The sequence below is a fragment of the Actinocrispum wychmicini genome (assembly GCF_004345645.1).
Classification (GTDB): Bacteria; Actinomycetota; Actinomycetes; order Mycobacteriales; family Pseudonocardiaceae; genus Kibdelosporangium; species Kibdelosporangium wychmicini.
Genome location: NZ_SLWS01000017.1, coordinates 148,661 through 170,420 on the forward strand (window position 1 = coordinate 148,661; position 21,760 = coordinate 170,420).

Below are 21,760 nucleotides of genomic sequence, written 5' to 3' on the forward strand. Positions count from 1 at the left end.
CCGATGGGTCGTTACGTCCTGCGGCGGATCCTGATCGCCGTCCCGCTGCTGTTCGCCGTCGCCGCGATCACGTTCCTGTTGACGCACATCGTCCCAGGGGACGCGGCGCGGGTGCTGGCGGGCCTGAACGCGAGCGAGGACGCGGTCCAGCGGATCCGCGAGCAGTACGGCCTGGACCAGTCGCTGATCGTCCAGTTCGGACACTACCTGGGCCGGCTGCTGAGCGGCGACCTCGGTGACTCGCTGACGAACCAACGGCCGGTCGCGGCGAACCTGCTGGACGCGCTGCCCGCGACGATCGAGCTGACCGTCGCGTCCCTGGTGATCGCGCTCGCCATCGGGATCCCGCTCGGCGTGCTCGCGGCCACCCGCCGCGGGAAGCTGGTCGACCACCTCGGCCGGCTGATCAGCCTGGTCGGGGTGGCGATGCCGGTGTTCTGGATCGGGATCGTGCTGGTCGTGGTGTTCTACGCGGAACTCGGCTGGCTGCCCAGCGAGGGCCAGGCGAGCGTGCCGGGCGACCCGGTCACCGGCTTCGCCCTGCTGGACACCGCGCTGCGCGGCGACGGCGAAGGGTTCCTGGACGTGCTGCAGCACCTGGTCCTGCCGGCGTTCACGTTGTCTCTGCCGACCCTGGCCAGGGTGATGCGGACGACCAGGTCGGCGATGCTGGAGGCGATGGCCGAGCCGTATGTGGCGACCGCGCGGGCGAAAGGCGTGCCGGAGCGGCGGGTCGTGTACCGGCACGCGTTGCGTAACGCGTTGTTGCCGGTGGTCACCGTGACCGGCCTGGCGTTCGGTTATCTGCTCGGCGGTTCGGTGCTGGTGGAGAAGATCTTTAAGTGGCCGGGGATCGGCCGGTACGCGTACGAGTCGATCACCGTGCTGGACTACAACTCAGTGATGGGGGTGACCCTCGTGGCGACGATCGCTTTCCTCGTGGTGAACCTGCTGGTGGACGTGCTGCACGCCTACCTCGACCCGAAGATCCGACTCGCGTGACCGCGCCACGGAGGTTGCGGAGGCGCCCACGGCCGAAGTGGGCCACCTGGTTCGCGCTCGTCGTACTCGCCTTGGCCCTGGTCACGGCACTGCTTCCGGACGTGATCGCACCGTATGACCCGAACGCCATCGACCTGGGTGCGGCGCTGCGGCCACCGTCCGGTGACCACTGGCTCGGCACCGACAACAACGGCCGGGACATCGCCAGCCGGATCGTGCACGGCGCCCGGATCTCGTTGCCGATCGGGTTGTCGGTGGTGCTGTTCTCGACCGTGGTGGGCGGGCTGCTCGGGCTGATCGCCGGGTTCCGCGGCGGCTGGGTGGACGAGGTGATCATGCGGATCACCGACGTGTTCCTGTCGGTGCCGTACATCCTGCTGCCGATGGTGGTCGTGGTGGCGTTGCAGCCGAGCCTGGTGAACACCACGATCGCGCTGGCCGTGGTGTGGTGGCCGGCGTACGCCCGGCTGATGCGTGGCCAGGTCGCGTCCGTCCGGCAGTCGCCGTACGTGGCGAGCGCGGTGGTGCTCGGCGCGCCGACCCGTCGGATCCTGCTGCGGCACGTGCTGCCCAACGCCGCCGGCCCGGTGATCGTCCTGGCCACCATGGATGTCGGATTTGTCATTCTGGCAAGTGCCGGCCTGGGGTTCCTCGGGCTCGGCGCCCGGCCGCCGACCCCGGAGTGGGGCGTGATGACCAGCGACGGCCTCGGGTTCCTGCTGGACGCCTGGTGGTACTCGCTGTTCCCCGGACTGGCCATCGCGCTGGTGGTACTGGCGTTCACCGTGCTCGGTGACACCGTGCAGGACCTGATGTCCCCTCAACGGAAAGGACGGAAACAGTGGTCGTCGGCATCCGGCTGACCCAGTTCGTCGGCGGCCCGGCCGAACTGGTGGATCTCGCGGTCACCGCCGAACAGGCGGGGTTCGACCAGGTGTGGTTCGCGAGCGACCCGTTCATGCTGCACACGTGGGCGCTGTGCGCGGCGGTCGCGCAAACCACGAGTCAGATCCATATCGGCGCTTTGGGGATGAACCCGGCGACGATCGACCCGTCCGAGATCGCCGCATACCTGGGTACGCTCGATCTGCTGTCCGGCGGCCGTGCGTTGGCGGGCATCGGCGCGCACACTGCTGACATGGTGCCCAGGCTCGGTGTCGACGGCGCCGAGATCCCGGCCCGGACAGCGGAGGCGGTGGGGTTGGTACGGGCGTTGCTGGCGGGTAAGGAGCCGCCCGAAGGCCGACATTTCCGGTGGGAACCGGGGTGTGCGTTGGGGTTCACACCGCCACGGGCGGACATCCCGTTGTACGTCACCGCGTACGGCGAGCAGTTCCTGACCGAGGCGGGCGGCTACGGCGACGGGGTGCTGCCGATCCTGTTCCCGCCGGAGACCGCGCCGGAGATCGTGCGCTGGGTACGCGCCGGCGGGGAGGCCGTGGTGTCTGGCTGTGTGTGGGTGTCGGTGGCGGACGATCCGGCCGTGGCCGGGGACCTGATCCGGCCGACGATCGCGTTCTTCGGCCCGTACCTGTCCGGCCGGGACCTGGCCCTGGCCGGGCTCACCGAGGCGGACTTCGCCCCGGTCGCGGCGGCGATGCGGACCGGAGGGGTGGACGCCGCCGCCCGGCTGGTCACCGACGACATGCTGCGGCTGGCCGTGGTGGGCACGCCGGCCGAGGTCGGCGCCCGCCTGGCCGGGCTGATCGACGCGGGCGTCACCGAGCTGAGTCTGGGCGGTCCGCTCGGGCCGGACCCGGCCGCGGCGATCCGGCTGCTCGGCACGGAGGTCCTGCCGGCGCTGCGCGGACACCGGGACCGTTAGTGTTCCCGCTCGTCAGCGCCCGGGAGACAGGGGAGTGGAATGATCGGCGAACGGATTCGCGAGCTCCGGACCGCGAAGTCGATGACGGCGACCGAACTGGCCAAGGCGGCCGACGTGTCGGTCGGCATGATCAGCCAGGTGGAACGGGGGATCACCGACCCCAGCCTGGAGACCGTCCGGCGGATCGCGCGGGTGCTGGACACCCCGGTGTTCAGCCTGTTCCAGGACGTCGACGCGGAGCCGGTCGCGGTGGTGCGCAGGGACCGCAGGATGGACATCCGGTCCCCGCAGGGCGGCATCGTGTACCAGCGGGTGTCGTCCGGCGCGGGCAAGATCGAGGTGCTGGAGGGGCTACTGGAGCCGGGCGCGGCGTCGTCGGACACCGGCTGGAGCCACCCGTCCGACGAGTGCGTGGTGGTGCTCACCGGGCGTCTGGTGGTCGAAGTGGACGGTACCCGGTACGACCTGAAGACCGGCGACAGCGCCACCTTCGACTCCCGCAACCCGCACCGCTACCTCAACGAGACGAGCAAGCCGGTCCGGTTCCTGCTGGCCGTGACGCCGCCGAGTTACTGATCTCACTGACCCGGTTCACCTTGACTCGACTGGGAGGCGGTTCTTACCATCGTTTAGTCCTACTAAATGTCTTTAGCGAGGGCTGATGATCGCGAAACTCACCAGCGACCAGTTCCGGGAGAACTTCCCTGTTCTCGCCGACACGGTCCACCTGGCCAGCTGCAGCCAGGGCGCGCTGTCCGGCGAACTGCTGACCGCGCTGTCCGAGCTGACCTACAGCATGCGGGAGCACGGCGCGCCGTGGGCGCAGTGGATGGCTGAGGTCGACGAGGCCCGCCGCCGGTTCGCCGACCTGGTCGGCGCCACCCCCGACGAGATCGCGATCGTGCACTGCGCGTCCGACGGCGCGTACCAGATCGCGTCCACAAAGGACTGGTCGAGTCGACCCACGATCGTCACCACCGACATGGAGTTCCCGTCGGTCGGGCACGTGTGGGTGGCGCAGGCGGCCCGTGGCGCCCAGGTGGTGCACGTTCCGGAACGGGCCGCGACGGTCGACCCGGACGAACTCGTCGCGGCGATCGACGAACGCACCGGCCTGGTGTCGGTGCCCATCGCGTCCTACCGCAACGGCGCCCGGATGCCCGTCGAAGCCGCGGTGGCCCGTGCGCGTGAAGTGGGCGCGAAGGTGTTCGTCGACGCCTACCAGGCGATGGGGGTGCTCCCGGTCGACGTACGGGAGCTGGGCTGCGACTACCTCGTGTCCGGGGCGTTGAAGTACATGCTCGGCCTGCCCGGGGTCGCCTTCCTCTACGCCAGGGACGGCGTCGCCGACGATCTGCCGCCGCAGCTGACCGGCTGGTTCGGCCGGGTGGACCCGTTCCGGTTCGACCCGCGGACGGTCGACTACCCGACCCAGGCCCGCCGGTTCGAGACCGGCACACCGGGCATCCCGGCCGTGTACGCGGCCAACGCCGGCATGCGCCTGCTGTCCAGAGTGGACATGAAGGAGGTCGGCGGGCACGTCGTCGACCTGGCCAGGCTCACCGGCGAACGGCTGCTCGCGGCGGGCGAACGGCTGTGGGCGCCGCCGACCGGACTGGGCCCGCAGGTCGCCCTGGTCGACGACGACCCTGACCGACTGGCCGGCTACCTGGCCAGCCGCCGGATCGCGACCGCGCCGCGCGGGAACGTGCTGCGGCTGTCGTTCCACTACTTCACCAACGAGTCCGATGTGGACGCCGTGTGCGCGGCGATCGCGGACTACCGTACTGAGAACTGAGGAGAACCCGTGCTGCACGTCCGCAAGACCTCCAGGGCCCGCTGGCAAGGGCCGGCTTCCACCGGGTCCGGCACGCTCAGCCTGGGCCGGCGGGGCCCGGACCTGCCGTTCAGCCTGCGCAGCCGGGTCGGCGACGAGCCGGCGACCAACCCGGAGGAGCTGCTCGGCTCCGCGCTGGCGGGCTGTTTCGCGATGTCGTTGGCGAACCTGTGTGAGGAGCGGGGAACGCCGGCCGAGTCCATCGACGCCACCGCGCTCGTGCACCTGGTGCAGACCGACGAAGGTTTCCGGATCCCCACGATCGAGCTGTCCTGCACGGTCAGCGTGCCCGGACTGGCCGACGAGGTCGTTCGTGAGCTGGCCGAGCAGGCCGAACGCACCTGCCCGGTCCGGTTGCTCTACAACGCCGACGTCACCCTGAAGGTCGAGGTGTCATGAGCAAGGTCTTCCACTACCGCGACGTCACACCGTCTCAAGTAGACACTATCGCCGTGCACGAGACACACCAAGACGATGCGAACGGCTTACATCAGGCCATCTACCGGTGCCTGCCGGGCAGGTCGAGTTCACGGTCACCCGGCGAAGGACGCCTGGAGACGCTGTACGTGCTGTCTGGAACGGGAACGCTGCATCGCGAGGACGGTGACCATCCGCTGCGGCCGGAGTTGGCGTCGCTCATCGTCGGCAAGGACTCGTACGAGATCACTGCTCTCGAAGAGATGGTGCTGGTGTCGGTGTCCGCCGACGTCCAGCCGTCGGTCGAGTGCGGCGACTACCGGGCGACCGTGGACCTCGCCGACCAGTCCACTCAGGACGCCGTGAGCCAGCGCGAGTACCAGGTGCTGTTCGACCCGGCTGTCGGATGCTCAGGCGTGACGCAGTTCCTCGGCTACATCCCGACGATCCGCACGCCGATGCACTACCACCCGTACAGCGAGATGGCGTTCGTGGTGGGCGGGTCCGGCCGGGTGGAGATCGCCGGGGAGACGTCCACGCTCACCCCCGGCAGCTGCTTCTACCTGCCCGCGGGCGTGCACCACCGGGTCGAGAACCTGGACACCGGGTTCCTCCGGCTGCTCGGCGTGTTCACCCCGGCCGGCAGCCCGTCGCAGAACATCCCGGTCGAGTAATGACCGCGCACGTCGACACCTTCTGTGCGGACCACCTGCCACCGCGATCCGAGTGGCCGGAGTTCCGGTTCGCCCTGCCTGAACTGTCCTATCCGGACACGTTGAACTGCGCACGGGTGTTGTTGGAGGACACCATCGAACGGTTCGGACCGGACCGGCGGTGCCTGGTGTCGCCCGAGCTGACGTGGTCGTACGGCGACCTCCTGCGGCACGCCAACCAGGTCGCGCACGTCCTCGTGGCGGACTACGGAATCGTCCCCGGCAACCGGGTTCTGTTGCGGGCGCCCAACAACCCGTGGCTGGTCGCCTGCTGGTTCGGCGTGCTGCGCGCCGGCGCGGTCGCTGTCACCACCATGTCGTTGTTACGGTCGGGCGAGCTGCGGGCGATCGCGGAGGTCTGCCGGCCGTCCTTGGCGTTGTGCGATCCGCGGTTCACCGACGGTGTCGACCTGCCGTTGCTGGACTTCGACGAGCTGGCGGCTCGATGCGCCGACAAGCCGGCGGAGTTCGAGCCGGTCGCCACCGCGGCCGACGACGTGGCGTTGTTGGCGTTCACCTCGGGCACCACTGGGAAACCCAAGGCGACCATGCACTTCCACCGGGACGTGCTGGCCAACTCGGACACGTTCGCCCGTCATGTCCTCAAACCCGAACCGGACGACCTGTTCACCGGCACCCCGCCGATCGCGTTCACGTTCGGCCTTGGCGGCCTGGTGGTGTTCCCGCTGCACGTGGGCGCGGCGACGCTGCTGCTGGAGCGGGCCACCCCGGCCGAGCTCGCCGAAGCTGTGCGGGACAACGGCGTTTCGGTGTTGTTCACCGCACCCACCGCATACCGTTCGATGCTGGCCAACGGGTTGGCGGACCGGCTCACGGGCCTGCGCCGGTGCGTTTCCGCGGGCGAGGCGCTCTCCCGCTCGCTGTGGCAGGACTTCTTCGACACCACCGGAATCCGGCTCATCGACGGGATCGGCGCCACCGAGTTGCTGCACATCTTCATCGCCGCGGCCGACGACGACATCCGGCCCGGCTCGACCGGCCGCGCGGTCCCCGGCTACGAAGCCGCCGTGCTCGACGCCAACGGCCGGCCGGTGCCGGACGGGATGCCGGGGCGACTGGCGGTGAAAGGCCCGACCGGGTGCCGGTACCTGGCCGACCCCCGACAACGCGACTACGTGCGCGACGGGTGGAACATCACGGGCGACACCTACGTCCGCGACCGGGACGGCTACTTCTGGTACCAGGCCCGCAGCGATGACATGATCATCTCGTCCGGGTACAACATCGCCGGGCCGGAGGTGGAGGAGGCCCTGCTGGGGCATGCCGACGTGGCCGAGTGCGGCGTGGTCGGGATGCCGGACGAGGAGCGAGGGAGCCTGGTGACCGCGTACGTCGTGCTCCGCGCGGGAGTGACCGGCGACGACAGGAAGGTCAAGGAGTTGCAGGACTTCGTCAAGCAACGGATCGCGCCGTACAAGTATCCGCGCGTGGTGCGGTTCCTCGACGCCCTGCCGCGGACGTCCACCGGTAAGGTCCAGCGTTTCCGGCTTCGCCAACTGGGATAGGAGCGACACATGGCAGTTCTCGAGAACCTGCTCGACGCACTGGGCACCGGCCAGGTGGAGGTCGTCGACCTGACCGCCCCGCTGCACTCGGGGACCCCGTTGCTGCAGTTGCCCGAGCCGTTCGCGAACACGATCTCGTTCCGGCTGGAGGAGATCAGCCGGTACGACGACCGCGGCCCGGCGTGGTACTGGAACGACATCCACACCGGCGAGCACACCGGCACCCACTTCGACGCGCCCGTGCACTGGGTGACCGCGCGGGACGGCCAGGACGTGTCGCAGGTTTCGCCACGTACCCTGATCGCGCCCGCGGCGGTGCTCGACTTCGCCGACCAGGCCGCCGCGGATCCGGACTTCCTGCTGGAGATCGAGCACGTCAAGGCCTGGGAGAGCGAGCACGGCGCGTTGCCGGCCGGCGGCTGGCTGCTGTACCGGACCGGGTGGGACGCCCGCGGCGAGGACCAGGCGGAGTTCCTCAACCAGGGGCACAGCCCGGGGATCTCGGTGGCGTGCGCCAAGTGGCTCGCGGAGGAGACGCCGGTTATCGGTGTCGGTGTGGAGACGGTCGGCACGGACGCCGGCGCCGCCCACTCGTTCGAGCCCGCGTTCCCGTGCCACTCGTTCTTGCTGGGGGCCGGCAAGTACGGCCTGACCCAGCTACGGAATCTGGCCGCGTTGCCGCCGACCGGCGTGGTGGTGCTCGCGGCGCCGCTGCCGATCGTGGGCGGCTCGGGCAGCCCGACACGGGTGTTGGCCCTGGTCGAGCGATGACGGTCGCGGAGGCGGTCGGCAAGGCGCTCGCGCAGCTCGGTGTCGACCACGTCTTCGGCGTGGTCGGCAGCGGGAACTTCCACGTCACCAACGCCCTTGTGGCCGGTGGCGCGCGGTTCGTGGCGGCACGGCACGAGGGCGGCGCGGCGACGATGGCCGACGCGTACGCCCGCACCAGCGGGAAGCTCGGTGTGTTGTCGGTGCACCAGGGCCCCGGGCTGACCAACGCGATGACCGGGATCACCGAGGCGGCCAAGAGCGGGACGCCGCTCATCGTCCTGGCGGCGGAGGCGACCGCGCGGCGTTCGAACTTCTTCGTGGACCAGGCTTCCTTGGCCACCGCGGTCGGCGCGGTTCCGCTCCGGGTTCGAGCGGAGAGCGTGTACGAGGATGTCGCGCGGGCGGTTCGGCTGGCCCGGGAGAACCGGACAGTACTGCTCAATCTCCCGCTGGACGTCCAGCGGGAGCCCGCCGCCGGGACTCTGCCGGATCTGCCGGTCGCCACACGCTCGCCAGTGGACGTCACGGAGTTGGCCTCGTTGCTGGCAAAGGCGCAACGGCCGGTGTTCGTGGCAGGGCGAGGATCCCGGCACGCCGCCGCGGAACTGGCGGAACTGGCGTCGCACTGTGGCGCGTTGCTGGCGACTTCGGCGGTCGCCAACGGCCTGTTCGCTGGAAACCCGTGGTCAGTGGGCATTTCGGGCGGGTTCGCCACGCCGCTCGCGGTGGAGCTGATCACCGGGGCCGACCTGATCGTCGGGTTCGGGTGCGGGCTGAACATGTGGACCATGCGGCACGGCACGTTGATCGGCCCGGACGCGCGGGTCGCTCAGGTCGACGTGAATCCCGACGCGATCGGCGCCCATCGGCCGGTGCACGTCGGTGTCGTCGGCGACGTGGGCGCGGTCGCCGAGGCACTGCTGGACGTTGTCGCCCCCGCGCCCGGCTACCGGACGGCCGAAGTGGCGGCCCGGCTCGCCAAGGAAGGACGTTGGCGGGACGTGCCGTTCACCGACGAGTCCGACGGCGACCGCATCGATCCGCGGACCCTGTCGATCCGGCTGGACGACCTGCTGCCGGCGGACCGCGTGGTCGGCGTCGACTCGGGCAACTTCATGGGCTACCCGAGCGGGTACCTGGCCGTGCCGGACGAGCTCGGCTTCTGTTTCACCCAGGCGTTCCAGTCGATCGGCCTTGGCCTGGCCACCACCATCGGCGCGGCCCTCGCCCAACCGCACCGCCTGCCCGTCGCCGCGCTCGGCGACGGCGGCGCCCTGATGAGCATCGCCGACCTCGAGACCGTGGTCCGGCTCGGCCTGCCGATGGTCATCGTGGTCTACAACGACGCTGGCTACGGCGCCGAAGTGCACCATTTCGGGCCGCAAGGGCACGTTCTGGACACCGTCCGGTTCCCCGACACGGACATCGCGGCGATCGGTCGGGGATTCGGCTGCGACGGCCTGACCGTGCGGCGACCCGAGGATCTGACCGGACTGACCGCCTGGCTGGCCGGGGCCAGGGACAAGCCAGTGGTGATCGACGCCAAAGTCACCGCCGACCACGGTTCCTGGTGGCTGGAGGAGGCGTTCCAGGGGCACTGACACGCTCACTGACAGGGCGGCTGGAACGGGATGCCCGGCAGGTACCGGTCCCAGTCCGCCTGGGTGATCCGTGGCTGTGCGCGGTCGCAGATGTCGGCCGCGACGGCTGTCGGGTCGATCGACCACAGGCGGGCAGTGCCCTCACTGCCCGCCGTGGCGATGGTGCGGCCGTCGGAGCTGAACGTCACGTCGTTGACGGCGGCGGAATGACCGGTGAGAACCGCCGTGGGTGTTACGCCGTCCCATAGGCGGACGGTCCGGTCATCGCTGGCCGAGGCCAGGGTGTGCCCGTCCGGGCTGAAGGCGACCGCGCGAACGGTGTTGGTGTGGCCGACGAGAGTGGCCAGTTCGCTCGGCCGGCGGGGATCCGTGACGTTCCACAACCGGATGGTGTGGTCGTCGCTGCCGCTGGCAAGGGTGTGCCCGTCCGGGCTGAACGCCACCGACCGGACGGTGTTGCCGTGCCCGGAAAGGGTGGGCAGCACGGCGGTCCTGGTCGGGTCGGTGACGTCCCAGAGCCGGACGGTGTAGTCGTCGCTGCCGGTGGCCAGGATGTGGCCGTCCGGACTGAACGCGGCCGAGGTGAACACACTGGCCGGCGCGGTGGGTGGCCTGGCCTGGCCGGCGAGCACGACCAGCCGCCCCGGCGGGGTGACCCGCCAGAGCTGGACCGTGTTGTCGCCGCCGGTGGCGGCCAGCAGCCGGCCGTCGGGGCTGAAGACCACCGAGGTGATCTCGTTGCCCTGTCCGGAAAGGACGGTGACGGGCCAGTTCGGGCGGCTGACGTCCCACACCCGCAGTTGCTGGTCCGCGGTGGCCAGCAGCCGGCCGTCGGGACTGAACGCGACAGACGACACGGCGCCGGTGTAGCCGGTGAGGGTGACCAGTTGCGCATGGCGGTGCGGATCTGTGATGTTCCACAGCCGTGCTGTCCAGTCGGCGCTCGCGGTGGCGAGTGTCTGGTTGTCCGGACTGAAGGCGACCGACGTGACCGCGCCCAGATGGCCGGTCACCGCTGGCTCCGGCAGGTCGTCCAGCCGGACGGTGTGGTCGAAACCGCCGGACGCGATGAACGTGTCGTCCGGGCTGAAAACCAGTCCGGCGACGGTGTTGGTGTGCCCGTCGAGGGTGGCCACCGCCTGTGGGCGACCAGCGGTGTAGATGTTCCACAGCTTGATGGTCCGGTCGTCGCCCGCTGTGGCCAGCGTGTCCTCGTCCGCGTTGAACGCGACCGCGAGCACCGCGCCGGTATGCGCGCTCAGCGTGGCCAACTCCTTGGGGTTCCGTAGGTCCGCCAAACTCCATAACTTGGCCGTGTGGTCGGAACTGCCTGTGGCCAACACGTTTCCCGCCGGGCTGAACGCGACCGCGTTGACGGCGTCCGCGTGTGCGGTGATGACGCTGAGCATCGTCGGATGGCGTGGGTCGACCAGGTCCCACAGGCGGGCGGTGTGGTCGGCGCTCGCGGTGGCCAACACCCGACCGTCCGGACTGAACATCGCCGAGAACACGGTGTCCGTGTGCCCCGACAGGACACTGAGGACAGTCGGGTGCCGTGGGTCGGCCACGTCCCACACCCGGACTTCCCGACCGGTTGTCGCGAGTTTGTGCCCGCTTGGGCTGAACGACACCCCGTACATTCGGTCGTCCAGCCCGGAGATGACCGCGACGGTCCGGGGATGCCGTGGGTCGGTGATGTCCCAGAGCCGGACCGTGCTGTCCCAGCTGGCCGTGGCGAGCAGCCGCGTGTCCGGGCTGAACGCCACCGAGTACACGGTCGCGGTGTGCCCGGTCAGGGTGGCCAGCTCATGGGGATGGTGGGCGTCGGCGACGTCCCAGAGCCGGGCGGTGCCGTCCTCGCTCGCGGTGGCCAACATGTGGCCCGTCAGACTGAGCGACACACCGTGGACGCGGTCGGTGTGCCCGTCCAGGATGGTGGCGTACCGCGCGGCCGGCGTGCTGAGCAGGCCGCTGAGCGACTCCGGGGTCGAGGCGAGCCGGTACGCGGCCAGGCTGAGCTGGGCGGCCAGTGCGGGATTCGCGGTCCGCAGCGCGTCGGCCTGCGCGATCAGCTTCTGCGAGATGGCGAGGGTGCGCTGCTCGTCGGCGGCGAGCTGGGACCGTACCGCGAAGACCAAAGCGGCGCCGGCGGCCAACGCGAGGACGACGGCCAACGAGACGAACTGCCGCAGCCGCCTGACTTTGCGGCGTTGAGCGGCGACACTGGCGTCCAGGAACCGATGCTCGCGCGGGGTGATCTTGGCGCCGCCGGCCATCAGGTCCTGCGCCGCGGCCAGCCTGATACCCCGGTACAGCACGTCGGAGTCGTGGTCGAGGGACTCCCAGGTGTCCGTGGCCTCGGTGAGCTGGCGACGCACCCGTAAGCTGTCGCCGTCCTCGGTCAGCCAGGTCCGCAGCCTCGGCCAGTACCGGATCAGGGCCTCGTGGGTGATCTCGACGTCGTCCTGGTCCAGGGTGAGCAGCCGGGCGGCGGCGAGCCGTTCGACGACCGGGTCGTCCAGTTCGGCCCGGCTGGCCCGTCGTTTGGTGTCGCCCGCGGCGACCAGTCGCAGGAACGTCTCCTTGGCGAGCTGCCGCTGGGTCGCGTCCATCGACGTGTACTCGGCCTCGGCGGTCCGGGCGATGGCGTGGTGGATGCCGCCCGCGGCCTCGTATCCCGCGACCGTCATGGTCATCCCGCGTCGCCGCCGCCAGGTCTCCAGCAGCACGTGGGATATCAACGGCAGCACGGCTTGTTGTCCGGCCGCGTCGGCGACGAGCCGCGACACGAGCCCGGCCTCCACCCGGCAGCCCGCGGCCGTGGCCGGCTGGACGATCGCGTCGTGCAACTCGTCCACGGTCATCGGCCCGACCAGGACCTGCGCGTCACCCAGCGCGGCGACCAGGTCCGGGTACTGGCCGCAATGGCCGTAGAAGTCCGCGCGCACACCGATGATCACATTTGTGTCGGCACTGAGCAACTGGTGGATGAACCGCGCCCGTTCGGCTTCGTCGGCGCACAACGTGAAGACTTCCTCGAACTGGTCGACCACCACCAGATCCGCTGTTCCAGCGGCCGCGTACGCGTCGACCGGATGCGGTCCCGGCGTGAAGACCACCGCGCCGGACCGAGCCGCCACCCCGGCCCGGAGAATCGACGACTTCCCGGAGCCGGAAGCGCCGAAAACACCGAGAAATCCCCGTTCCCGCACTCGGTCGAGAATGTCGGCGACCAGCCGGTCCCGGCCGAAGAACCAGTCCGCGTCCGACACCTGAAAAGCGGCAAGGCCGACATATGGCGCCGCGTCATTGGCCCGAATGGCGACGGCGTGATCGGCCAGCAGGTCGGACGCCTGATGCCAACGATCTTTCCACAGGGCCGTATCGCCGGAGCAGGCCTGCACGTACGCCATAGTCACGGCCAGGCTCGGCAGCCGATGCCCGGAAGCGGCCTCGGACAACGTGGCCGGCGAATAGTGGGCCCGGCGGCTGAGCTCACGATATGTCGGTTGGCCGGCGTCCTCGCGCACATGGCGCAGGCCGGCGGCGAACTCCCGCAAAACGTCGTTGTCCGAATCCAGCGGACGCTCCGGCCGTGGCATCCGACCATTGTTCGGTTGTCGGGTGTGCCCAGTCCAGCTATCCGAAGACCGCACTTTCGTAAGGCAGGCGGAAAGCGGCGGCGGCTTCGTCGAGATCGACGATCGCGCCGAGGACCCGTTCCAGTTCGCCGACGGCGTCCGGCAGGTTGCCCTGGGCGTAGGCGGCCAACGGCGCGAAGTTGAGGGTCGAGAGGTTGCTCGACGCGGTCGGCATGTCCGCCGGATCCGGCCGCACGACAACGGGACCGGCGCCGGCGAAACCCTGGTTGACGGTCCGCGCCGACACCGTCTCGGCCAGCAGTTCGGCGAGGAGGCCCGGAACCGGGCCGGCCGCGGCCAAGGACATCCGGGCGACGAACGCGCGGTCGGTGTATCGCCGCACCGCGTCCGAGACGAGGGCAAGCGCGGCGATCGCGAACTCGTCGGGCGGGCTGGGAACGTTCCACAGGCCGGTGGCGGGCGGACCCTGCTGGGCCAGCCGGGTGAGCGCGGCGGCCCGCGCGGTGAGGTGTGACCGCAGCCCGGGGCCGACCTGGAAGGGGGCGAGCCCGACCGACAGCATGGCGGGGAACGGCAGGTCGGCGAGTGCCGACCACAGCGGTTGCCACGGTTGTCGCCGGTGGATCAACGGGGTGACCGCGGCCAGCCACGGGTGGTGGGCGTCGGCACGGCTGGACCGCTGGGTGGTCAGTCGCTTGCGGACTTCGACGATTCCTTCGTGGTGCGGCTGGAACGGCTCAAGTATCCAGCGGGTCCGGGCCTCGTCCGTGACGGCCGCCGCGCGGACGTGACCGGGCATGGCACCGAGTTGGTCACGTACCGCGGCGACCCGATGTCCGACCTCGTCGCGGTCCCTGCCTTCGACGCGGACGAGCAGGAAACCGTCGAGACGTTTCCCGTCTCGCGTGAGATACCGCATCTCGACGGTCGCGCCGGCCGTGGCCACGATGTCCCAGCACGACCGCAACCAGGCCGAGTCGTCCGGCGCCTGCTGCGGACCGTGGATGTGCAGGCTGTGGATCTGGCCGGCCTGCACGACGTTGTGGGCCGGTCCGGTGTGTTGATTATGGACGGTGGCCGGCTCAGGAGACGGGACAGCGTAAGGGGTTTCCGCGTTGGGGGACACGCCGGCCGGCATGAGATGGCTCGCCGCCCAAGCCCACCACGTGTCCCCACCCGACGCGGCGACCACACCCGTCATGGGCCGGTTCGCGGTCGCGCGTGGGCGTTCGGGCCGACGGCCGGCGGTGCGCTGGTGAACGGGAGGCGCTCGATAGCCGGCATACCGGACGGGAAACCGTAGGTCTCGGCCACCGCGATACCTTTCACCGCGGTGTGGAGTGCCTCGCGGCACACGGCGTGCACCGCCTCACGCATCGCCTTGAGGCGTTCGAGGTTCAGGATTCTCCCGACCGAGTCGAAGTTGTCACCGCGTCCCGGCATGTTGAAGTACTGCTGGAACAACACGCTTCCCCGGCGGATCCGCCACATTGTCCAACCCAGATAGAGGCCGGTGCCGTACGCGAACACCGAGACATAGACATGGTGGTAGCCGTCGATCAGGACCAGGCGGTTGCCCGTGGTGCCGAAGGTGGTCGGCGTTCGTTTGACCAGATAATTGTGGATCGGCAGCTGGCGGTCACGCAACCGGCCGGCGATATGGCTGTACACCGAGTCCGCCGCGCCGGCCTTGCCCGCGAGCAACGTGTTCCATTCGCCGACCGCTTCCTTTTTCTCGCTCCGCAGGAACCTGATCCAGGTCACCGCGAACAGCGCGATGCCGAGAAGCAGCCCGATGACCAGCACGCTGCTGCTCTCGTCCTTCGCCGACCGGGCGAAGGGGCCGCCGCCGCTGCCCAGCCAGATGAACGCGAACAGGACGAACGTGCCGAGGGCCACCTTGACCGACCGCCACCACGTCGTCCGCAGAATCTCACCGGAGACATAGTCGTCCAGCAACAGATCCGTCGGGGCGTGCCGCAGGGTCTTCTCGATGTACAACAGGTCGCCGTCGTCCAGCGGTGGTTCCGCCGCGCTCGACATGATGTGTCGCCTCCCCAAGAGATCAACATCACATAGGTGCCTTTGTCGGCGGCTGAACATACAGCACCCGCCGATGCCAACTGGTCCTGGATGGGCGTTTCTGGGTTGGTGAATACCTACCAAAGGCGGTAGCTGCGACTGTTCGGTGTGAACAGGATCAACTGGGTCAACAACACTTTCTCGGAGGGAGTGCCGTGCGCTTCGTCAGAACCGTGGTGACGACGTTGACCGCGGGACTGGTTGTCGCCCAGTCCGCCGTGGTCGCCCAAGCCGCCACGGACCCGTTCGACACCTACAGCCACCAGCAGTTGGCTTGGGGACCTTGCCTGTTCAGACCCAGCCCGCAGGCCAGTGTGGCCGAGTGCGCGTCGGTGACCGTGCCGCGGGACTGGGCCCGGCCGGACTCCGGGGTGGATCTGCAGGTCAACATCAGCCGGGTGAAGGCCACCCGGCAGCACACCGGGGTGATCCTGACCAATCCGGGCGGGCCGGGTGGACAGGGCACCCCGCTGGCCGGGCTGCTGGCCGCGTTGGAGCCTTCGGTCAGCCAGGTCTACGACTTCATCGGGATGGATCCGCGGGGTACCGGATTCGCGGGCGGTACGGCGCCTGGGCAGACACCGTCCGTATGCAACATCCCCACCGGTCGGTTGTCGACGCGGACCGATCTGGACGCGCGGGACCGGTCCGCGGACAGCATCGCCGAGCACCAGAAAGCGCCAAGGGCGATCGCCGAGGCGTGCCAGAGCGTCGCGGTGACGCCGTACATCACGACGTGGCAGACCGCGCACGACATGGAGCTCATCCGGATCCTGCTCGGCGAGTCCACTTTGAACTACTTGGGCTACTCGTACGGTACGTGGCTCGGTGCGAAGTACACGTCGTTGTTCCCGGCCAGCGCGGGCAAGATCATCCTGGACTCCAGCACCAACTGGCAGGGCCGGCTGGACGCCGCGTTCGAGTTCTTCCCCGTGACCGACCAGCGCCAGCTCGACGACGTGTTCCTGCCGTGGGCCAGCCGCCAGTTCCCGGACCTGGTCGGCAGCACCCCGGACGCGGCCAAGAAGACCTGGGAGGACGTCCGCGCCTTCTACAAGTCACAAGGTGTCTCGGGTGACGACTACGACGTCGTTTTCGTGGGCAACGGCAACGCGAACAGCTGGCGGAACGCGGCACTGGTGCTCACCGAGGGCGCCAAGGGGCTCAAGGGCGGAACCGTCACGGCCCAGTCGCCTGACCTGCAGGCCCAGCTGGACGCTGAGGCGCGGGCCACGTACGGGGTTCCGCTCGAACAGCTGACCGTCGCGAAGATCGCCGCGGCCTTGCAGCCGGACTACATCCCGGTGGGCCTGACCCGGTACGCGGTGGCGTGCAGCGACCAGCCGACGAAGTCGTCCGCGTTCTACAAGCGCCTCAGCGACCAGCAGGGTCCGCGTTATCCGTTGTTCGGCTGGCTGTACGGCCTGTCGGAGGCGTGCGGCTTCTGGTCGGACGCGCCCCAGCAGACACTGCCGAACCTGCCGCCCCAGGCGGCCGGGAAGGTCCTGGTGATCCAGGGCGAGTTCGACCCGCAGACCGGCTACGAGCAGGCCCAGGCGGCGGTGCGGGCGGCACCCGGCGTGAGCCTGGTGTCGGTGGACGACTCGGCGTTCCACGGCCAGTACGCGATCCAGGGCAACCCGTGCGTCGACGGCATGGTCAACGTGTACCTGCTGCGGAACTCGCGGCCGGGCAACTCGCTCTGCCCAGGCGTTCCGCTGCCGGGTGAGACCCAGGTCTTCCCGGTTGCGGGCCCGGTGAAGCAGCCGCGCGCCCAGGCCGCGGCAGCAGCCGCGGTGCCGTCGTCCGCGCTGCGTGAGCAGACCGCGGACTTCATCGGCAAGGTCAACTCCGTCCGGTGATTCGCACCGGATCGCCAGGCCCGGCTGGGCCTGGCGATCCGGCATGCGGTTAGCCCGAATGGCCGTACGTGTCACATCGGTCCGGGGCCGGCGATGTGGCGGTCATAGTGTGGTTCACGAGATCGCAGGACGCGGCCCAGTCGTCGTCTCCGGATCCCAGTGTGCGGATCTACGGTGTGGAAGGCGGCTGCGCCGCTTGGCACTGTCTCGACAAACCCGCGCCACCGCCCGACATGACTGTCGACCAGGTTCTCGCTCTGCCGATCCGCACCGCTTCCCGCCTTCAACGTGTCCGTCACCCGGCACGGCACCGAGCGGCCGCTGGTGGAGCCGTGGAAATGCGGGCCGAGTGGGTGCTGACCCGGCCCGCATATGTAGCGTGACTACTGTCACAGCGGGAACTTCTTGGCGCTGCCTGCCGACTGGTGGGTGTGCGCGTGTGGGTCTGGGTGGCCATAGCTGGGCTGGCGGCCGTCGTTGTGGTGACGGTCGCGGTCGCGGTGATCGGCACGTCCGGGCACGCGCTCCTCGGCGACACCGATCCAGGGCCGTTCGTGCGCTTCGGTGCCGGGCTGGTGCGGGTGCTCGCGGACGCCTCGGGCGCGGTGTGTACGGGTGCTCTCGTGTTCGCCGCGCTGCTTGTTCCGTCCAGGCGGGACGGGATTCTGCGGGTCGGGGGATACGCGGCGGTTCGCACGGCGGGATGGTCGGCGGTGCTGTGGCTGGTCACGTCGGCCGCCATGATCGTGCTGGACACGGCCGACGCCTCCGGGAAGCCACTGTCCGAAATGGACGCCAGCGGGGTGGCCGGGCAGTTCGAGGCGTTGGAGACGCCGAAGGCGTGGGCGGTCACGGCCGTGCTCGCCCTGGTGGTGGTGATCGGCTGCCGAGTGGCGTTGTCGTGGCGGTCGGTCGTCGGGCTGGCGGTCGTGGCCGCGGTGGGACTTCTGCCTCCAGTGGTGGCCGGGCACGTGTCGGTCGGCAACGGCCATGACCTGGCCACCAACGCGGCCATCGGGCACGTGGTGGCGGCGGCTGTCTGGTCGGGGACGCTCGTTGTCTTGGTGGCACACGTGCGTCGCGGCACCGAGTACGCGGAACTGGCTTGCCGGCGGTATCGCACTGTCGCGCTGGTGTGCTGGGTCGTCCTGGCGTTCACCGGAGTGGTGCAGGGGTTGGTGCTCGTACCGTTGTCGGACGTACTGTCCACACGGTACGGACTGATGTCGCTCGGGAAGGTCGTGCTGCTGGGGTTGTTGGGTGTCGTCGGGGTGTGGGCGCGCCGCCGGGCTGTGATGTCAAAACCGTCGCCTTGGCGGTTGGCCGGTGTGGACATCCTGCTGCTCGGCGTGACCTTCGGCGTGTCGGTCGCGATGGTGCGCCAGCCGCCGCCCGCCTTCGTGAGCACTGAGCAGAGCGCACTGGACGCGTTGATCGGCTACGACATCCTGACGCCGCCGGGATTCTGGCAACTGCTCACGGCGTGGCGGTTCGACCTCGTCCTCGGCACCGCGGCCATCGTGCTCGCCGTCGGCTATCTGGCCGGTATCCGTGCGTTGCGTCGTCGCGGCGACGCCTGGCCGCGCGGTCGCACAGTGTCGTGGCTGTTGGGATGCTTGGTGTTGCTGCTGACAACGTCCTCCGGTGTCGGGCGGTACGCGCCGGGAGCGTTCAGCATCCACATGGTCACCCACATGTTGTTGAACATGCTCATTCCGGCGTTGCTGGTGCTCGGCGCCCCGGCGACCCTCGCCCTCAGAGTGCTGCCACCTGGCCCACGGGAATGGCTGATGTCGTTGCTGCACAGCCGGGTGGCGCGCGAGGTGACTCATCCGCTTGTCGCATGTGTACTGTTGGTCGGATCGTACTACGCGCTGTACATGACCGACCTGTTCGCGTCGGCCCTGCGGTATCACTGGGCGCACGTGCTGATGAACATCCATTTCCTGGGCACCGGCTACGTCTTCTACTGGGTGGTCATCGGCATCGATCCCGGGCCGCGCCGGCTGCCGCACCTCGGCCGGCTGGGCACGTTGTTCGCGGTGATGCCGTTCCACGCCTTCTTCGGGGTGATCCTGATGTCGTCGCAGAACGTCATCGCGGAGAACTTCTACCGGTCGCTGTCCTTGCCGTGGTCCGGCGACCTGCTGGCCGACCAACGCCTGGGTGGCGGAATCGCTTGGGCGTCCGGGGAACTGCCGGTGCTCGTCGTGGTGATCGCGCTGCTTGTGCAGTGGTCACGTGCGGACGAGAGAGCCGCGCGGCGGCACGACCGCAGCCCCGGCTCGGACGACGAACTGGCGGCCTACAACGCGATGCTGGCCAAGCTCGCCGAAAGCAGGAGACAGTGACCGAGACATCGCAGGTGGAGCTCGTCATCGGCGGGATGACGTGCGCGGCGTGCGCCACCCGCGTCGAGCGGAAGCTGAACAAGCTCGACGGCGTGCAAGCGTCGGTCAACTACGCGACCGAACGAGCCAGTGTCCACGTTTCGTCCACTGTGGATATTGACGACCTTGTGCATACGGTGTCCAATGCCGGTTACACCGCGGCGGAGGTCCGTGCGGAGCGGTCACCAGCGGCCGACCCAGTTCGCCAGTTGTGGCGGCGGCTGGTGATCGCCGTGGTGTTCACGTTCCCGTTGGGCGACCTGTCGTTCGCCGTGTCGTTCCTGCCGCAGGTGCGGTTCCCGGGGTGGCAGTGGGTCTGCTTCGCCTTGGCCGTGCCTGTGGTGTTCTACTCGGCGCTGCCACTCCACCGGGCCGCGGTCAAGAACGCCCGGCATGGCACGGCATCCATGGACACCCTCGTGTCGATCGGTGTGCTCGCCTCGTTCTGTTGGTCTGTGTACGCGATCTTCGCGACGCCCGATGCGGGAAGTGGCATATATCTGGACGTCGCCGCGGGTGTGACCACGTTCGTGTTGGCCGGTAGGTACATCGAGGCACGGGCGAAGCGCACGGCGGGTGACGCGCTGCGGGCATTGTCCCTGTTGGGCGCCAAGGACGTCACGATCCTGCGGGACGGCGTCGAGACGTTGCTGCCGGTCGAGGCGTTGCGCGTGGGGGACAGGTTCGTGGTTCGGCCCGGCGAGAAGATCGCCACCGACGGTGTCGTCGAACAGGGACGCTCCGCTGTGGACACGAGCATGATGACCGGCGAGCACGTGCCCAGGGAAGCCGAGCCGGGGACGGCCGTGGTCGGTGGCTCGGTGTCGTTGAGCGGCCGGCTGCTGGTCCTGGCGACGGGTGTGGGCGCGGACACCCAGCTGGCGCAGATGGCCAAGCTCGTCGAACAGGCGCAGTCGGGCAAGGCCGGGGTGCAGCGGATCGCCGACCGGGTCGCCGGGGTGTTCGTCCCGGTGGTCCTGGTGCTCGCGGCCGTCACCCTGGCGGTGTGGTTGGTGGCCAGTGGGTCCACACAGGACAGTTTTACGGCCGCGTTGGCGGTGTTGATCATCGCGTGCCCGTGCGCCCTCGGCCTGGCGACACCGACCGCGCTGCTCGTCGCCACCGGCCGCGGCGCGCAGCTGGGCATACTCCTGCGCGGGCCGCAAGCCTTGGAAGCCACCCGCGCGGTGGACACTGTGCTGTTGGACAAGACCGGCACGGTCACCGTGGGCAAGATGCAGGTGTGCCAAGTCGAACTGGTCGGCACCGACCGGTCGTCTTTGTTGCGGCTGGTGGGTGCGCTGGAGTCCGCGTCGGAACACGCGATCGCGCACGCGGTGACCGAGTACGCCCGCGTCGAGTGCGGAGATCTTCCTGCTGTGGAGGATTTTCGGGCGCTGCCCGGTCTGGGTGCCGAAGGTGTGGTGGACGGGCACAATGTGCTCGTCGGTCGGGTTGAAGTGTTCCGGCAGCGGGACTGGGTGGTGCCTGACGATCTCGTGGAGACCCAGGTGGTGGTCGGCTGGGACGGGCGGGTTCGTGGCCTGATCACCTTGACCGACGAGGTGAAGCCCAGCGCGGCGGAGGCCGTGCGCCAGTTGCGCGCGTTGGGGCTCAAGCCGGTGTTGGTCACCGGCGACAACGCCGCGACAGCGCGAGCGGTGGCCGACGAGATCGGCGTCGACGAGGTGCACGCGGGAATGCTGCCGCACGAAAAGGTCGAGCTGGTCCGAACACTGCAGGCCGCGGGCCGGAGCGTCGCGATGGTCGGCGACGGCGTCAATGACGGCCCCGCACTGGCTGCGGCCGACCTCGGCATCGCGATCGGCACCGGTACGGACGTCGCCCTGGCCGCCGCCGACGTGATCCTCGTCCGGGACAGCCTGACCGCCGTCGTCGACGCCGTCGCCCTGTCCCGTAAGGCGATGCGAACGATCCGCGGCAACCTCGGCTGGGCGTTCGGGTACAACGTCGCGGCGGTCCCGGTCGCCGCGTTGGGCCTGCTCAACCCGCTCATCGCCGGTGCCGCCATGGCGTTCTCGTCGCTGTTCGTGGTGTCGAACAGCATGCGCCTCCGCCGGTTCCAACCCGGCACGCTGGGAGAAGCGCCCGCTGAGCGGTGACCGCAGGCT

Annotated in this window: 16 protein-coding genes; 13 read left to right on the top strand and 3 right to left on the bottom strand. The window is 69.4% G+C overall.

Features of this window, described 5'->3' with window-relative positions; genetic code table 11:
• Nucleotides 1-3 precede the first annotated feature (3 nt).
• From EV192_RS49115 to EV192_RS49160, 10 genes are all read left to right on the top strand, one after another.
• Nucleotides 4-1,002 carry an ABC transporter permease gene (locus tag EV192_RS49115; RefSeq protein WP_132125690.1) on the top strand — a complete coding sequence of 333 codons (999 nt, stop codon included), beginning with the start codon at nucleotides 4-6 and terminating at the stop codon, nucleotides 1,000-1,002.
• On the top strand, nucleotides 999-1,865 hold the full coding sequence (locus tag EV192_RS49120) for an ABC transporter permease (RefSeq protein WP_132125691.1): 867 nt from the start codon (nucleotides 999-1,001) through the stop codon (nucleotides 1,863-1,865). The genes EV192_RS49115 and EV192_RS49120 overlap by 4 nt, the downstream gene beginning before the upstream one ends.
• A complete protein-coding gene (locus EV192_RS49125) occupies nucleotides 1,844-2,827 on the top strand; it encodes an LLM class flavin-dependent oxidoreductase (protein ID WP_132125692.1) in 984 nt (327 codons plus the stop codon). Before EV192_RS49120 ends, EV192_RS49125 begins: the two co-directional genes overlap by 22 nt.
• Before the next feature lie 39 nt (nucleotides 2,828-2,866).
• Entirely contained in the window at nucleotides 2,867-3,403 is a 537-nt protein-coding gene (locus tag EV192_RS49130) for a helix-turn-helix domain-containing protein (protein WP_132125693.1), read from the top strand.
• Nucleotides 3,404-3,488: 85 nt separating this feature from the next.
• Nucleotides 3,489-4,625 carry an aminotransferase class V-fold PLP-dependent enzyme gene (locus EV192_RS49135; protein ID WP_132125694.1) on the top strand — a complete coding sequence of 379 codons (1,137 nt, stop codon included), beginning with the start codon at nucleotides 3,489-3,491 and terminating at the stop codon, nucleotides 4,623-4,625.
• A gap of 9 nt (nucleotides 4,626-4,634) precedes the next feature.
• Nucleotides 4,635-5,063 carry an OsmC family peroxiredoxin gene (locus EV192_RS49140; RefSeq protein WP_132125695.1) on the top strand — a complete coding sequence of 143 codons (429 nt, stop codon included), beginning with the start codon at nucleotides 4,635-4,637 and terminating at the stop codon, nucleotides 5,061-5,063.
• Complete coding sequence (locus tag EV192_RS49145) at nucleotides 5,060-5,755, top strand: cupin domain-containing protein (protein ID WP_132125696.1); 696 nt, start codon at nucleotides 5,060-5,062, stop codon at nucleotides 5,753-5,755. Before EV192_RS49140 ends, EV192_RS49145 begins: the two co-directional genes overlap by 4 nt.
• Nucleotides 5,755-7,320, top strand: a complete 1,566-nt coding sequence (locus EV192_RS49150) for an AMP-binding protein (protein WP_132125697.1) — start codon at nucleotides 5,755-5,757, stop codon at nucleotides 7,318-7,320. The genes EV192_RS49145 and EV192_RS49150 overlap by 1 nt, the downstream gene beginning before the upstream one ends.
• 9 nt (nucleotides 7,321-7,329) lie before the next feature.
• Entirely contained in the window at nucleotides 7,330-8,091 is a 762-nt protein-coding gene (locus EV192_RS49155; RefSeq protein ID WP_132125698.1) for a cyclase family protein, read from the top strand.
• A complete protein-coding gene (locus EV192_RS49160) occupies nucleotides 8,088-9,692 on the top strand; it encodes a thiamine pyrophosphate-binding protein (RefSeq protein ID WP_132125699.1) in 1,605 nt (534 codons plus the stop codon). Before EV192_RS49155 ends, EV192_RS49160 begins: the two co-directional genes overlap by 4 nt.
• Nucleotides 9,693-9,697: 5 nt before the next feature.
• Here EV192_RS49160 and EV192_RS49165 read toward each other — a convergent pair whose 3' ends face one another.
• Genes EV192_RS49165 through EV192_RS49175 form a run of 3 tightly spaced genes read right to left on the bottom strand, consistent with a single transcriptional unit; the run spans nucleotide 9,698 to nucleotide 15,337 of the window.
• Entirely contained in the window at nucleotides 9,698-13,294 is a 3,597-nt protein-coding gene (locus EV192_RS49165) for an nSTAND1 domain-containing NTPase (RefSeq protein WP_243727568.1), read from the bottom strand.
• Between the two features lie 37 nt (nucleotides 13,295-13,331).
• A complete protein-coding gene (locus EV192_RS49170; protein ID WP_132125700.1) occupies nucleotides 13,332-14,495 on the bottom strand; it encodes a hypothetical protein in 1,164 nt (387 codons plus the stop codon).
• Nucleotides 14,492-15,337, bottom strand: a complete 846-nt coding sequence (locus tag EV192_RS49175; RefSeq protein ID WP_132125701.1) for a hypothetical protein — start codon at nucleotides 15,335-15,337, stop codon at nucleotides 14,492-14,494. Before EV192_RS49175 ends, EV192_RS49170 begins: the two co-directional genes overlap by 4 nt.
• A gap of 194 nt (nucleotides 15,338-15,531) precedes the next feature.
• On the opposite strand from EV192_RS49175, the gene EV192_RS49180 reads away from it, so the two are divergent.
• From EV192_RS49180 to EV192_RS49190, 3 genes are all read left to right on the top strand, one after another.
• Nucleotides 15,532-17,238: an alpha/beta hydrolase gene (locus EV192_RS49180; RefSeq protein WP_243727569.1), complete on the top strand. Its 1,707-nt coding sequence runs from the start codon at nucleotides 15,532-15,534 to the stop codon at nucleotides 17,236-17,238.
• A 431-nt stretch (nucleotides 17,239-17,669) separates the two neighbouring features.
• Nucleotides 17,670-19,589 carry a bifunctional copper resistance protein CopD/cytochrome c oxidase assembly protein gene (locus EV192_RS49185; RefSeq protein WP_243727570.1) on the top strand — a complete coding sequence of 640 codons (1,920 nt, stop codon included), beginning with the start codon at nucleotides 17,670-17,672 and terminating at the stop codon, nucleotides 19,587-19,589.
• Between the two features lie 35 nt (nucleotides 19,590-19,624).
• On the top strand, nucleotides 19,625-21,751 hold the full coding sequence (locus EV192_RS49190) for a heavy metal translocating P-type ATPase (protein WP_132125735.1): 2,127 nt from the start codon (nucleotides 19,625-19,627) through the stop codon (nucleotides 21,749-21,751).
• Nucleotides 21,752-21,760: the final 9 nt, after the last annotated feature.

What these genes read in the sequence shown, in the direction of transcription:
- EV192_RS49165 (WP_243727568.1), bottom strand. Translation starts at nt 13,294, where the DNA reads ATGCCACGGCCGGAGCGTCCGCTGGATTCGGACAACGACGTTTTGCGG.
- EV192_RS49170 (WP_132125700.1), bottom strand. Translation starts at nt 14,495, where the DNA reads ATGACGGGTGTGGTCGCCGCGTCGGGTGGGGACACGTGGTGGGCTTGG.
- EV192_RS49190 (WP_132125735.1), top strand. Translation starts at nt 19,625, where the DNA reads ATGACGTGCGCGGCGTGCGCCACCCGCGTCGAGCGGAAGCTGAACAAG.
- EV192_RS49145 (WP_132125696.1), top strand. Translation starts at nt 5,060, where the DNA reads ATGAGCAAGGTCTTCCACTACCGCGACGTCACACCGTCTCAAGTAGAC.
- EV192_RS49175 (WP_132125701.1), bottom strand. Translation starts at nt 15,337, where the DNA reads ATGTCGAGCGCGGCGGAACCACCGCTGGACGACGGCGACCTGTTGTAC.
- EV192_RS49115 (WP_132125690.1), top strand. Translation starts at nt 4, where the DNA reads ATGGGTCGTTACGTCCTGCGGCGGATCCTGATCGCCGTCCCGCTGCTG.
- EV192_RS49135 (WP_132125694.1), top strand. Translation starts at nt 3,489, where the DNA reads ATGATCGCGAAACTCACCAGCGACCAGTTCCGGGAGAACTTCCCTGTT.
- EV192_RS49160 (WP_132125699.1), top strand. Translation starts at nt 8,088, where the DNA reads ATGACGGTCGCGGAGGCGGTCGGCAAGGCGCTCGCGCAGCTCGGTGTC.
- EV192_RS49150 (WP_132125697.1), top strand. Translation starts at nt 5,755, where the DNA reads ATGACCGCGCACGTCGACACCTTCTGTGCGGACCACCTGCCACCGCGA.
- EV192_RS49130 (WP_132125693.1), top strand. Translation starts at nt 2,867, where the DNA reads ATGATCGGCGAACGGATTCGCGAGCTCCGGACCGCGAAGTCGATGACG.
- EV192_RS49155 (WP_132125698.1), top strand. Translation starts at nt 7,330, where the DNA reads ATGGCAGTTCTCGAGAACCTGCTCGACGCACTGGGCACCGGCCAGGTG.